Origin of the sequence: Nocardia sp. NPDC087230, assembly GCF_044744725.1 — a bacterium.
Lineage (GTDB): Bacteria > Actinomycetota > Actinomycetes > Mycobacteriales > Mycobacteriaceae > Nocardia > Nocardia canadensis.
Window position 1 is genome coordinate 102,574 of sequence record NZ_JBIUYV010000013.1, and the last position, 12,352, is coordinate 114,925.

At 69.9% G+C, this 12,352-nt stretch carries 12 protein-coding genes; 7 read left to right on the forward strand and 5 right to left on the reverse strand.

Translation table 11 applies throughout. The features are described from left to right. Window positions 1–33 precede the first annotated feature (33 nt). The 3 genes from ACIO52_RS29610 to ACIO52_RS29620 are packed head-to-tail and all read right to left on the reverse strand — an operon-like array spanning window position 34 to window position 2,761. Window positions 34–1,008: an NAD-dependent epimerase/dehydratase family protein gene (locus ACIO52_RS29610; protein ID WP_218716394.1), complete on the reverse strand. Its 975-nt coding sequence runs from the start codon at window positions 1,006–1,008 to the stop codon at window positions 34–36. Then, window positions 1,005–2,183, reverse strand: a complete 1,179-nt coding sequence (locus tag ACIO52_RS29615) for an NADH:flavin oxidoreductase (RefSeq protein ID WP_218716395.1) — start codon at window positions 2,181–2,183, stop codon at window positions 1,005–1,007. Before ACIO52_RS29615 ends, ACIO52_RS29610 begins: the two co-directional genes overlap by 4 nt. Further along, the gene (locus ACIO52_RS29620; RefSeq protein WP_218716396.1) at window positions 2,180–2,761 is read right to left on the reverse strand and encodes a TetR/AcrR family transcriptional regulator; all 582 of its coding nucleotides are present in this window, start codon (window positions 2,759–2,761) and stop codon (window positions 2,180–2,182) included. Before ACIO52_RS29620 ends, ACIO52_RS29615 begins: the two co-directional genes overlap by 4 nt. 118 nt (window positions 2,762–2,879) lie before the next feature. Here ACIO52_RS29620 and ACIO52_RS29625 point away from each other — a divergent pair, with 118 nt between their 5' ends. From ACIO52_RS29625 to ACIO52_RS29635, 3 genes are read left to right on the forward strand one after another with little or no spacing between them, the layout of a single operon-like run. Next, the gene (locus ACIO52_RS29625; RefSeq protein WP_308248356.1) at window positions 2,880–3,527 is read left to right on the forward strand and encodes a TetR family transcriptional regulator; all 648 of its coding nucleotides are present in this window, start codon (window positions 2,880–2,882) and stop codon (window positions 3,525–3,527) included. 3 nt (window positions 3,528–3,530) lie between these two features. Next, window positions 3,531–4,466 carry an ABC transporter ATP-binding protein gene (locus ACIO52_RS29630; protein ID WP_218716397.1) on the forward strand — a complete coding sequence of 312 codons (936 nt, stop codon included), beginning with the start codon at window positions 3,531–3,533 and terminating at the stop codon, window positions 4,464–4,466. Next, window positions 4,463–6,094, forward strand: coding sequence for an ABC transporter permease (locus tag ACIO52_RS29635; protein WP_402648498.1), 1,632 nt, complete (start codon window positions 4,463–4,465; stop codon window positions 6,092–6,094). The genes ACIO52_RS29630 and ACIO52_RS29635 overlap by 4 nt, the downstream gene beginning before the upstream one ends. Window positions 6,095–6,135: 41 nt before the next feature. Here the strand turns inward: ACIO52_RS29635 and ACIO52_RS29640 are convergent, their stop codons facing one another. Continuing rightward, on the reverse strand, window positions 6,136–7,629 hold the full coding sequence (locus ACIO52_RS29640; protein ID WP_402648501.1) for a sugar transferase: 1,494 nt from the start codon (window positions 7,627–7,629) through the stop codon (window positions 6,136–6,138). A 477-nt stretch (window positions 7,630–8,106) separates the two neighbouring features. Between ACIO52_RS29640 and ACIO52_RS29645 the strand changes: the two genes are divergently transcribed. From ACIO52_RS29645 to ACIO52_RS29660, 4 genes are read left to right on the forward strand one after another with little or no spacing between them, the layout of a single operon-like run. Beyond that, complete coding sequence (locus tag ACIO52_RS29645; RefSeq protein ID WP_316574671.1) at window positions 8,107–9,348, forward strand: class I SAM-dependent methyltransferase; 1,242 nt, start codon at window positions 8,107–8,109, stop codon at window positions 9,346–9,348. Further along, window positions 9,345–10,121 (forward strand): glucose-1-phosphate cytidylyltransferase, encoded by a 777-nt coding sequence (locus tag ACIO52_RS29650; RefSeq protein ID WP_218716401.1) that lies wholly within the window; start codon window positions 9,345–9,347, stop codon window positions 10,119–10,121. The genes ACIO52_RS29645 and ACIO52_RS29650 overlap by 4 nt, the downstream gene beginning before the upstream one ends. After that, complete coding sequence (locus ACIO52_RS29655) at window positions 10,118–10,768, forward strand: PIG-L family deacetylase (protein WP_316574670.1); 651 nt, start codon at window positions 10,118–10,120, stop codon at window positions 10,766–10,768. Before ACIO52_RS29650 ends, ACIO52_RS29655 begins: the two co-directional genes overlap by 4 nt. 2 nt (window positions 10,769–10,770) lie before the next feature. Beyond that, the gene (locus ACIO52_RS29660) at window positions 10,771–11,805 is read left to right on the forward strand and encodes an NAD-dependent epimerase/dehydratase family protein (RefSeq protein WP_402648541.1); all 1,035 of its coding nucleotides are present in this window, start codon (window positions 10,771–10,773) and stop codon (window positions 11,803–11,805) included. On the opposite strand, the gene rfbC is transcribed toward ACIO52_RS29660, so the two are convergent. Beyond that, window positions 11,783–12,346, reverse strand: a complete 564-nt coding sequence (rfbC, locus tag ACIO52_RS29665; RefSeq protein ID WP_218716403.1) for a dTDP-4-dehydrorhamnose 3,5-epimerase — start codon at window positions 12,344–12,346, stop codon at window positions 11,783–11,785. The two genes, ACIO52_RS29660 and rfbC, sit on opposite strands and share 23 nt — an antisense overlap. Window positions 12,347–12,352 lie beyond the last annotated feature (6 nt).

The following is a 12,352-nucleotide window of genomic DNA, read 5'->3' on the forward strand; positions in this document are numbered from 1 at the left end:
GCGTTCTCCCCCACATCGCGCCGACGCCGCGTCTCAGCCGAGGAACATGTCCCGCATCGACACTTCGGTGGGCCGCCAGCTCACGCCGAGCTCGCTCAGCGCGGCCGAGTCGTCGGTCGGGGTGTCGGAGGTGAGCAGCCACGCCGCCTCGTAGCCGAACGCGGCGTCGACCTCGACGAATCGCGAGGCGACGTCGGCGGCCCGGCCCAGCGCCCGGAACAGGCCGGGGCGCACCGGAATCCGGCGGATCCGCTGTCCGGACGCGGCGGCGAGCAGGTCGATGGCCGTGTCGAAGGGGACCTGGTGCCCGCCACACAGATACCGGCGCGGGCCCTGACCCGGCAGCATCGCCACCGCGTGCAGCTCGGCTACGTCGCGGACGTCGATCATCGCCATTCCGCCGTCGAGCCGGGGCGCGAATCCACTGCGCAGCATGGTGTTCCAGCCGCGCTCGGTGATGCCGCGGGTGCCGGCCAAACCCGGCCCGATCACACTCGAGGGGTAGGTGATCACCACCGGCGCACCGCTGCGCTGGAGTGCCCGCGCGACCCGGTCGGCGGCGGACTTGGTGCGACCGTAGGCGCTGCGCCCGGTCGCGGTGGGACTGTCCGGGGTCATGACCGGATCCGGGCAGGGGAACAGCGCACTGTAGCTGGCCACGTGCACGATGGGATCGAGTCCGGCCAGGGCCGCGCGGCACAGGATCTCCGCGGTGGCATCGACGTTGACCTGCCACATCAGCGATTCGCGGCGGTCGTCGGTGGCCACGATGCCTGCCGCGTGCAGCACCGCCGCGCAGCCGTCGAGCAGCGTGGTGATCGTGTCGCTGTCGCGCAGGTCGCCGCGTAGGACGGTGATGCGGTCGCGGTCCTGCGCGAATTCCGGCCACCATCGGTCCAGGGATTCGCCGGGGTGGACCAGCAGCTGGATCTCGTGACCGTCCGCGAGCAGCGCGGCGACCGTGGGCGCGCCGAGATACCCGGTGCCACCGGTGACGGCGATTCTCACGACAGGGTTCCCTCGGCGATCGGCAGCACACAGCGGGTGCCGGTGAAGATGGTCGGCATGCACTCGTTGCAGTGGGTGCAGGCGGCGGTGGTCGTGGTCTCGGCCGCGATCCGGCGTGGGAGATCGGGTTCGCACAGCAGGGCGCGGCCCATCGCGACGAACTCGAAGCCCTCGGTGCGGGCCAGGCGCATGCCGTCGTAGTCGGTGATGCCGCCGAGCAGGACCAGTGGCATGCGCAGGGCCGACCGGAACAGGCGGGCGCGCTCGAGCAGATAGGCACTGCGGTAGGGGTACTCGCGCAGGAACACCGGGCCGGCCACGCGCAGTCCCCAGCTCAGCGGCGGCCGGAAGGCGCGGGCGAAGGCCCGCCGGGGCGGGTCGCCGTGGAAGTAGAGCATGGGGTTGAGCAGCGAACTGCCCGCGGTCAGTTCGAGCGCGTCGAGTGTCCCGTCGGCTTCCAGCAGCTGTGCGACCCGCACGGACTCGACCGGGCGCAGCCCACCGGCGACCCCGTCGTCCATGTTGAGTTTGGCCAGCACGGCCAGCCGGCCCCCGACCGCGCCGGCCACCCCCTCGGCGATCTGCCTGGCCAGCCGTGCCCGGTTGACCAGGCTGCCGCCGTAGTCGTCGCGGCGCCGGTTGAGCAGCGGGCTCAGGAAGGCGCTCACCAGATAGTTGTGGCCGAAATGGATTTCCACGGCGTCGAACCCGGCCTCCTCGGCCAGCAGCGCGCTGCGCACGTGCGCGGCGACCAGTTCGGCGATGCCCTCGGCATCGGGTCGCCGGGTCATCCGCATCCCCAGGGGGGAGAACAGTCTGCTCGGTGACAGCGCGGGCAAGCGATTGGACGCGGCGTTGGCCACCGGCCCCGCGTGCCCGATCTGGGCCGACGCCGCGGCGCCCTCGGCGTGGATCGCGTCGGTGAGCCGGCGCAGTCCCGGCACCGCGTCGGGTCGCATCCAGATCTGATGCCGGTCGGTGCGCCCCTCGGGCGCCACCGCGCAGTAGGCGACCGTGGACAGGCCGACACCGCCCGCGGCGATGCGGCGATGAAATTCCACCAGTTCGTCGGTGACCAGCGCGTCCGGGGTGCGGCCTTCGAAGGTGGCGGCCTTGATCACGCGGTTGCGCAGGGTGATCGGGCCCAGCTTCGCCGGGGTGAAGATATCGGTCATCGCGCACCCGGCCCGTCGAGTCCGGCCAGCACGAAATCGCGCAGGGTGCCGACGCTGCCCTGCGACGGCGGGTGTCCCGCGCCGAAGCGCATGATCAGCACCTCGAACGCGAGCAGCCAGCGCCGCTGCGCCTCGGCGGGGTCGAGGTCGGGAAGGAATCGCACCCAGGTGTCGAGCTGGAACCAGTCCCCGGTCCAGCCCACGTCGCGCCGGCCCAGCACCAGTTCCGCGAGCAGCCGCAGGTACAGCCGGCCGCGCGGATCGGCGGCCAGGTCGGTCAGCGGTCCGATCACCGCGTCCACCACCTCGGCGAGTTCGGCCTCGCGCTGGGCCGCCGCGCCGAGCCGTTCGGTCCACAGCGGCGCCAGCCGGGCCTCGAGCAACGCGGCGACCAGCGCGTCCTTGCTCCCGAAGTGATAGTGCACCGCCGCCGGATTGGTCTCGGCCGCAGCGCACACCGCCCGCACCGAGACCTCCGTCGAGGGCTGCGCCAGCAGCAGTTCCTCCGCCGCGGCGAGCAGCCGCTCGCGTGTCTCCACCGAGCGCGCGTCGCGAGCCCTCGTCCCGAGTGATCCCATACCGGCAGCCAACCAGATTTCCATCACCGTTTCAATCATTATTTCAAACATTGATTGGAAAACTGGTCGCCGCGAAACCTTGCTCGTGGATTGAACGAGTGTTTAGTATATTGAACATGTGTTCAGCCAACAGCCCGTACCGCAAGGATCCTCCGCCGATCTGACGACCATGGCCCGCATTCGCGACACCGCGATCGACCTGTTCGGAGAACAGGGTTTCGGCGTCGGCGTCCGGGCGATCGCCGCGGCGGCCGGAGTGTCACCCGGCCTGGTGAACCATCACTTCGGTTCCAAGGACGGACTGCGCGCCGCCTGCGACGATCGCGTGCTCGAGCTCATTCGCGACGAGAAGCTGCGCGTCATCCGCACACAGGGTGCCGCTGGAATGCTCAGCGCCCTGGCCGAGATCGAGATCTACGCCCCGCTGCTCGCCTACATCCTGCGCAGCTTCCAAGCCGGCGGCGCGCTGGCCGAGTCCCTGCTCGAACACATGGTCGCCGACGCGCAGGACTACATGCAGGCCGCCGTCGAGGCGGGCCAGCTCAAACCGAGCCGCGATCCCGCGGCCCGGGCCAGATACGTCGTGCTCTGCCACATCGGAGCCACCAACCTCTATCTGCAGATGCGAATGCAGCGCGAGGGAAAGCTCGACTACCGCAAGGCGATCCGGGACCTGTCGGACCTGACCACCTTCCCGGCGCTCGAGCTCTACACCCAAGGCATGCTGACCGATTCGACTCTGCTCGACAGCCTCATCGAGGAGTAGACGATGCCCTCCCCCACCACCGATCGGGTCATCGAAGTCCATGACCTGCGTAAGACTTTCGGCCGATTCGCCGCGCTCGACGGACTGGACCTGCACGTCGGTCCCGGCGAGATCCACGGTTTCCTCGGCCCCAACGGCGCGGGCAAATCCACCACCATTCGCGTCCTGCTCGGCGTCCTGCGCGCCTCCGGCGGCGAGGCGGCCCTGTTCGGCCGCGACCCGTGGACCGACGCGGTCGCCCTGCACCACCGGATCGCTTATGTACCAGGCGATGTCACGCTCTGGCCGTCACTGTCGGGTGGCGAGACGATCGACCTGCTCGCCCGGATGCGCGGCGGCATCGACGAGACCCGCCGCGCCGAGCTGATCGAGCGGTTCGAGCTGGACCCGACCAAGAAGGCCCGCACCTACTCCAAGGGCAACCGGCAGAAAGTCGCGCTGGTGTCGGCCTTTTCGGCGAATGCCGATCTGCTGATCCTCGACGAGCCGACCTCGGGCCTCGACCCGCTGATGGAGCAGATCTTCCAGGGCTGCGTCCGCGATGCCGCCGCCCGCGGGGCCACGGTGCTGCTGTCGAGTCACATCCTGTCCGAGGTCGAGCATCTCTGCGATCGGGTGACCATCATCCGCGCCGGCCGCACCGTCGAATCCGGTTCGCTCGACCAGCTCCGGCACCTGAGCCGCACGGCGATCACCGCCGAATTGATCGGCGACCCGGGCGATGTCGGCGCACTGCCCGGCGTCGAGGACGTGGAACGCGACGGGTCGACCCTGCGCTGCCAGGTCGACGCCGATCACCTCGGCCGGCTGATCCAAGTGCTGGGCGACGCGGGCGTGCGCAGCCTCACCAGCGCACCGCCGACGCTCGAGGACCTGTTCCTGCGGCACTACCACGTCGAGGCCGACGACGCGGCCACCGGAGAGAAGGTGCGGGCATGACCACCATCGCCGCCTCCCCCGGGTTCCTCGGAACCACCCGCACCGCAGGGGAATTCGCGGGCACCGGGCAGATGCTGCGGCTGTACCTGCGTCGCGACCGGATCATCGCACCGCTGTGGTCGCTGCTGATCGGGCTGATGCCGGCGCTGCAGATCGTCTCCATCAAGGACCTCTACAGCACCCAGCAGCAGCTCGACAGCTTCGCCGCGACCACCGCGGCAAGTCCGGCGCTGCTGGCCATGTACGGTCCCGTGTTCAACTCCTCGCTGGGATCCATCGGCACCTGGAAGGCCGGGGCGATGTATTCGATGATCGCCATCGCGGCCGTGCTGACGGTCATCCGGCACACCAGGGTCGAGGAGGAGACCGGGCGTGCGGAGCTCGTGGGCGCCACCAGCATCGGCCGGTTCGCCGGGCTCACCGGTGCGCTGCTGCTGACCTTCGGCGCGTCGGCGGTGGCCGGGATCGCCTGCACCGCATCACTGCTCGGCACCGACCTGCCGGTCGCGGGGTCGGTGGCCTGGGGTGCGGCGCTGGCCGCCGCCGGCATCGTCTGGGCCGCGGTGGCCGCGGTGGCCGCGCAGCTGAGCAACGGCGCGCGGATCGCCCGCGGTGTCGCGCTGGGCATCCTGGGCGCGGCGTTCGCGGTGCGGGCGGTCGGCGACGCCGGAAACGGTGTGCTGTCGTGGTTCTCGCCGCTGGGCTGGTGTCTGCAGATCCGCCCGTACGCGGAAGAGCGCTGGTGGGTCCTGGTGCCCCTGGCCGCCGTCGCCACCGGGGCGACCCTGCTCGCCTACCAGCTGCTGCGAACCCGTGACCTCGGTGCGGGACTGCTGGCCGACCGTCCGGGTCCCGCCACCGCGGGTGCCGCGCTGTCGGGCCCGGTCGGACTGGCATGGCGGTTGCAGCGGGGGTCGATGCTGGCCTGGACGATCGGTTTCGGCCTGTACGGCCTGCTGATCGGTGGGGCGGTGCAGAGCATCGGCGGCATGCTCGACGACAGCGGCACACTCCAGGACGTGGTCACCTCGATGGGCGGATCGGCCGATCTGGAGAAGTCGTTCATCGCCTACGCGATCACCATGCTGGCCGCGGCGGCGGCCGCGTACTCGGTGTCGGCGGTGCTGCGGCTGCACGAGGAGGAGAACACCGGTCGTGCCGAGAGCGTGCTGGCGGCGGCCGTCGGCCGCGTGCGGTACGCGGCGAGCCATCTGCTGTTCGCGCTGGCCGGACCGGCTGTGACACTGCTGGTGGCGGGTCTGGGCATCGGCGTCGTCTGGGGCGCCACCGACGGTGACGTGGTCGGCAAGCTCGGCGAATCGCTGGGTGCCGTCGCGGTGCAGCTGCCCGCGGTCTGGGTGGTCACCGCGATCGCGCTGCTGCTGTTCGGCGTGGTCCCGAAGTACGCGTCGCTGGCCTGGGCGGTGCTGAGCGCGATGATCGTCATCGTGTTGCTCGGCTCGCTGGGCACGTTCCCGCAGTGGCTGATGGATCTGGTGCCGTTCGTGCATCCGCCGAAGCTGCCCGGCGCGACGTTCGACATCGTCCCGATCGGCTGGCTGCTGCTGGTCGCGGTGGCGGGAATCGCCGTGGGACTGACCGCCTTCCGTCGGCGCGACCTGCGCTGAGCCGGGGCCGGGGTGGTGCGCCTCGCCCACCACCCCGGTGGTCAGTACGCGCCGTCGCCGCGGGTGACCGCGCCGATGGTGCGGCCGATCAGGATCAGATCGAGGACCATCGACCAGTTCTCGACATAGGACAGGTCCAGCCGCACCGAGTCCTCCGGGGACAGGTCCGAGCGCCCGCTCACCTGCCAGAGCCCGGTGACACCGGGCTTCACCAGCAGTCGGCGGCGCATCTCTCCGTCGTAGCTGTCGACCTCACGCTGCACCTGCGGTCGCGGCCCGACCACGCTCATGTCCCCGCGCAGCACATTGAAGAACTGCGGCAGCTCGTCGAGGCTGTACTTGCGCAGGAAGCGGCCGACGGGAGTGACGCGCGGGTCGTCTTTCACCTTGAAGAAGACCGGATTGCCGCCGTGGCTCTCGATCAGCGCGTCCACGGCGCGGTCGGCGCCGACCAGCATGCTGCGGAACTTGATCATCCGGAACGGGATGCCGTCACGGCCGATCCGTTCGGACAGATAGAAGATCGGCCCCGGGCTCGTCGTGCGTACCGCGAGCGAGATGGCCAGCAGCATGGGCGCGATGAGCACCAGCACGGCGGTGGCGAAGCAGAAGTCGAACAGCGCTTTGCGGCTGGACTTGGCGTGGTCGTAGCGGGGCCCGTCGATGTGCAGCATCGGCATGCCGGCCACGATCCGGTTGGTCAGCCGGATGCCCGCGATGTCGACCACGCCCGGCGCCACGATGAGATCGACGCCCAAGGGATCCAGCTCCCAGGCCATCCGTCGCAATTCGACCGGGCCGAGATGGTCGGTCGCCGCCACGGCCACCGAGTCGGCGCCGCTGCGGCGCACCGCCTCGAGCACCGAACGATCGTCGCCGAGCACCGTCGGTCCGTCGACCGTCGTGAAGCGCCGGTCACCGGAGCCCGCGGGCACACAGACACCGACGATCCGATAGCCGGAACCGGGGTCGTCGGTGAAGGCGGTGGCCATGGCGTGCGCGGCCTCGGGCGAGCCGACCACGAGCACCGCCGTGTGGCAGCGCCCCTGGGCGCGCCAGCGTCGCAGCCGCGACCGCCAGGCCAGCCGGCCTACGATCAGGGCGCACAGCCCGGCGGGCAACGCGATGGCGAGATAGCCGCGCGCCACCTCGACCCGGAACAGCAGCGCGAGGATGGCCAGCACCCCGAACAGGCGCATCGTCGCCGAGACCAGCCGGCGGAATTCCTCGCTGCCGGAGCCGATCACCTGCGGCGTGCGGGTGCCGTGCAGCAGCGCCAGCCACCCCGCGGCCAGCGCCAGCGACACCACCGAGTAGCCGATCTCGTAGGGCAGCGGCCAGGCCAGCGGCGGCGCGGCGGGACCGTCGAAGCGCAGGACCTGGGCCGCCGCCACCGCGGCGAACACGGCGGCGACGTCGGTGACGCCCAGGCGTTGCAGATACGCCTCCTGCCAATTCTCGCGCTGCGTTCGGCGCAGCACTCGGACACCGTTGACCACATTCACATCGCTGCCACCGGTGAGCTCGAAGCTCATGAACCCACACCTCCCCCTCGGGAGACGAATCATATTTCCGGTCGCCGTCGACCGGAATGCGGCCCGCTCGGCCGCCCTCTGCCCGTCGATTCGATGCCCGCCCGCTGATTGTTACAGAGTCTCGAGGCGACTTCTTTCCGAAGGTTAAGGGCCACAGTGCATTCCATAGGTAGCCGAGTATGATGGCTATCACATGGCTATCGGCAGATGAATGATGGCTATCGGATATGATCGCAGGACAATTGATTTCCGGATGGGACGGATCACAATTCGCCGAGGAGAAGTTGTCGTCGCCGACAATTTGCCGAAATGCCCGCGAACAGCCCCGATCCCGAAACATGCCATGAATTGGTTTCCACCCCGGCTGTTTCGAATGGCCCCCGCCTACCTCCGGTTGTAACGTCTGACCACGCCGCGCCGACGTCCGGCATGTCCGGCGCCGGCCGCGACGAATGAACAGCTAGAAGGTGAGCCCGCGTGCAGTGTCGTCTCTGCGATTCCGATCGGCTCGAGAGCGTACTCGATCTGGGCGCGACCCCGCCGTGTGAGAGCTTCCTGTCCGAGACCCAGCTCGACCTGCCGGAATCGACCTATCCGCTGCACCTGCGCCTGTGCCGGGACTGCCTGCTGTTGCAGATCCCCGCACTGATCACGCCGGAGGAGACTTTCACCGAGTACGCGTACTTCTCGTCGTACTCACACAGCTGGGTCGACCACGCCGCGCGATTCGTCGCCACCGCGACCGAGCGGCTGGGGCTCGACACCGATTCGTTCGTCGTCGAGGTCGCCAGCAACGACGGCTATCTGCTGCGCCACGCCGTGGCCCGTGGCATCCCGTGCCTGGGCATCGAGCCGTCGGTCAATGTCGGCGAGGCGGCCAGGTCGGCGGGAGTGCCCACCGAGACCGCCTTCCTCGACGCGGAATCGGCCGCGCGGGTGCGCGCCGAGCACGGGCCCGCCGATCTGGTGGTCGCGAACAACGTCTACGCGCACGTCCCCGACCTGCGCGGTTTCACCCGCGCCCTGCGCACCCTGCTCGCCGACGACGGCTGGCTGAGCATCGAGGTGCACCACGCTCTGAACCTGGTGCGGCTGGGCCAGTTCGACACGGTCTATCACGAGCACTTCCAGTACTACACCGTGCATTCGGCCCAGCGTGCGCTCGCGGTCGCCGGGTTGACGGTGGTCGACGTGGAGCTGCTCGAGACCCACGGCGGCTCGATCCGGTTGTGGGCCCGCCCCGAGCAGGTCGCGGTGCCGACCGGGCGGGTGGCCGAGGTCCTCGAGCTCGAGCGCGCCGCCGACCTGCACGTCCCGGCCGGTTACGCCGAACTCGGCGTGCGGGCCGAACGGGTCCGGCTCGAGCTGCTGCGCTTCCTGCTCGACTGCCGGGATCAGGGCAAGCGGGTCGTCGGCTACGGCGCCCCCGGCAAGGGCAACACCCTGCTGAACTACTGCGGCATCCGGCCCGACCTGCTCGAGTACACCGTGGACCGCAACCCCTACAAGCACGGCCGATACACCCCGGGCACCCGGATTCCGATTCATCCGCCGGAGCGCATCGACGCCGACCGGCCCGATGTCGTGCTCGTCCTGCCGTGGAATCTCGAAACCGAGATCACCGCCCAGCTGCGCCATGTCGGCGACTGGGGCGGCGAACTGATCTATCCGCTGCCGGTGCTGCACCGCGCGGGCACGGAAACGAAGGTGAACCGATGAAGGTCGTGCTGTTCTGCGGCGGATACGGCATGCGCATGCGCGGCGGCTCCGACGACGTCGTCCCGAAGCCGATGCAGCTGGTCGGGCCGCGGCCGCTGCTGTGGCACGTGATGCGCTACTACGCGCACTACGGACACAAGGAGTTCATCCTGTGCCTGGGCTACGGCGCCGAGCACATCAAGAACTTCTTCCTCACCTATCAGGAATCGGCGTCCAACGACTTCGTCATCCGCAACGGCCAGGTGGAACTGCTCGGCAGCGATATCGGCGACTGGTCGATCACCTTCGTCGACACCGGGGTCGAGTCCGCGATCGGTGAGCGGTTGCGCCGGGTCCGCGCGCACCTCGACGGCGACGAGTACTTCCTGGCCAACTACGCCGACGTGCTCACCGACGCCCCGCTGGACACCATGGTCGAGACCTTCCACGCCTCGGGCGCCGCGGCGTCGATGATGGTGGTCCCGCCGCAGTCCTCGTTCCACTGCGTCGACATCACCGCGACCGGCGAGGTGAAGGAGATCATGCCGGTGGCCCGGATGCCGCTGTGGGAGAACGGCGGCTACTTCGTGCTCAGCCAGGAGATCTTCGACCTGCTCCCGCCCGGCGGTGATCTGGTCGCCGACGCGTGCGGTGCGCTGGCCGGGCAGGGCCGGTTGTTCGGCTATCAGCACCTGGGCTTCTGGAAACCGGCCGACACCTTCAAGGAGCGCGCCGAACTCGACGATGCCTACCGCAACGGCTCCCGGCCGTGGATGGTGTGGGAGCAGGCGTGATCGGGCTGTTCCCCCGCCCGCCGCGCCGGCTCGCGCTGCTCGGCGCGCACTGTGACGACATCGCGATCGGCCTGGGTGCCACCCTGCTCGCCCTCACCGCCGCCGACCCCGAGATCGAGGTCAGGGCACTGGTGCTCTCCGGTGGCGGCACCGCGCGCGAGGACGAGGAACGCGCGGCGCTGACCGCGTTCTGTTCCGGCACCGAGCCCCAGCTCGACGTGCTCGACGTGCCCGACGGCCGCGCCCCGGCGCACTGGGACCGGATCAAGGACGCCCTGGCCCGGTTCCGGCGTGCCGGTGAGCCCGAGGTGGTGTTCGCGCCGCAGCGCGGTGATGCCCATCAGGACCACCGGCTGCTGGCCGAGCTGGTGCCCACGGAGTTCCGCGACCACCTGACCCTGGGCTACGAGATCCTCAAGTGGGAGACCGACACTCCGGCACCCACCCTGTATCACCCGCTCACCCGGGAACTCGCGCGGGAGAAGTCGCGGCTGCTGCACGAGCACTATCCGTCGCAGACCGGCCGTGACTGGTTCGACGAAGAGGCCTTCCTCGGGCTGGCCAGGATGCGTGGCGTGCAGTGTCACGCGCCCTATGCCGAGGCGTTCGTGCTGGACAAGGCGATCATCAGATGGGAACGGACGTGAACATGCGGGTACTGGTCACCGGGCACCAGGGCTATCTCGGCACCGTGATGGTGCCGGTGCTGCGGGCCGCGGGCCACAGCGTCGCCGGGCTGGACATCGGCTACTTCGCCGACTGCCTGCTCGGTGACTTCGCCGGCGACCCCGAGGGCGCGGCCGTCGACCTGCGCGCGGTCACCGTCGAGCAACTGCGCGGGTTCGACGCGGTGATCCATCTGGCCGCGCTGTCGAACGACCCGCTGGGCGCGCTGGCGCCGGAGATCACCTACGACATCAATCACCACGCCTCGGTGCGCCTGGCGCGACTGGCGAAAGAGGCCGGGGTGCGGCGGTTCCTGTACGCCTCCACCTGTTCGGTCTACGGAGCCGCCGGTGCCGAGCTGGTCACCGAGGACGCCCCACTGCGCCCGATCACCCCGTACGCGCAGAGCAAGGTGCGCGTCGAAGACGACGTCGCCGCCCTCGCCGACGCCGATTTCGTCCCCGTGTTCCTGCGCAACGCCACGGCTTTCGGCTTCTCGCCGCGCCTGCGGGCCGACATCGTGCTCAACAACCTGGTCGGCTACGCGGTGCTCACCGGCGAGGTCAAGGTGCTCTCCGACGGAACCCCGTGGCGGCCACTCGTGCACGCCCAGGACATCGCGACCGCGTTCGCGACCTGCCTGACCGCGCCGAACGCCGACATCTCCTGCCGCGCCTTCAATATCGGCACCGAGGTCAACAACCTGACCGTGGCCGAGATCGCGGCCGCGGTCGTCGACGCGGTGCCGGGGTCGCGGCTGCTGATCACCGGCGAGAACGGCGCGGACCCCCGCTCCTATCGAGTCGACTTCTCCGCCGCGCGTGCGGTTCTCGGTTTCGAGGCGCGGTGGACGGTACCCGCGGGTGCCGCCGAACTCTTCACCGAGTACACCGCGCGCGGACTCACCGCCGACGACTTCTTCCAACGGTTCACCCGGCTGCCGCAGTTGCAGAAGCTCTGCGACACCGGCGAACTGGACGCGCGGCTGCGCCGGGTCAGTGCGACGGCGTCAGCGTAGCGAGCAGCCGCGACCAGCTGCCCGCCCGCGCGTCGCGGGCGGAGACCACGCCGACGGGCAGCGGCCAGGCGATCGCCAGGTCGGGGTCGTCGTAGGCGACACCGAGGTCCTCGGCCGGGTCGTGCGGACGGTCGATGCGGTAGCAGACGTCGGCGACCTCGGTCAGTGCCTGGAACCCGTGCAGGAAACCCGGCGGCACGTACAGATGGTGGAAGTCCTCGTCGTCGAGCCGGAAGGCCTGGGTGGCGCCGAAGGTGGGCGAGCCGGGCCGGATGTCGACGAGGACGTCGTGCACGGCACCGTGCGCGCAGCGCACCAGTTTCGCCTCGCCGCGACCGCCGCGCCCGTGCATGCCCCGGATCACCCCGCGCCGCGACCGCGACTGCGAGTCCTGCACGAAGCTCGCCGCCGCACCGTCGACGCCCAAGTGGGCGTCGAATTCCGCGGCGTCGAAGGTACGGGTGAACAGTCCGCGCTCGTCCCGGAACGGCTCGGGAACCAGCACCACCACGTCGGCCAAGTCGGTCCGCTCGATACGCACGAGGAC

What these genes read in the sequence shown, in the direction of transcription:
- ACIO52_RS29660 (WP_402648541.1), top strand. Translation starts at nt 10,771, where the DNA reads ATGCGGGTACTGGTCACCGGGCACCAGGGCTATCTCGGCACCGTGATG.
- ACIO52_RS29640 (WP_402648501.1), bottom strand. Translation starts at nt 7,629, where the DNA reads ATGAGCTTCGAGCTCACCGGTGGCAGCGATGTGAATGTGGTCAACGGT.
- ACIO52_RS29630 (WP_218716397.1), top strand. Translation starts at nt 3,531, where the DNA reads ATGCCCTCCCCCACCACCGATCGGGTCATCGAAGTCCATGACCTGCGT.
- ACIO52_RS29615 (WP_218716395.1), bottom strand. Translation starts at nt 2,183, where the DNA reads ATGACCGATATCTTCACCCCGGCGAAGCTGGGCCCGATCACCCTGCGC.
- ACIO52_RS29620 (WP_218716396.1), bottom strand. Translation starts at nt 2,761, where the DNA reads ATGGGATCACTCGGGACGAGGGCTCGCGACGCGCGCTCGGTGGAGACA.
- ACIO52_RS29635 (WP_402648498.1), top strand. Translation starts at nt 4,463, where the DNA reads ATGACCACCATCGCCGCCTCCCCCGGGTTCCTCGGAACCACCCGCACC.
- ACIO52_RS29650 (WP_218716401.1), top strand. Translation starts at nt 9,345, where the DNA reads ATGAAGGTCGTGCTGTTCTGCGGCGGATACGGCATGCGCATGCGCGGC.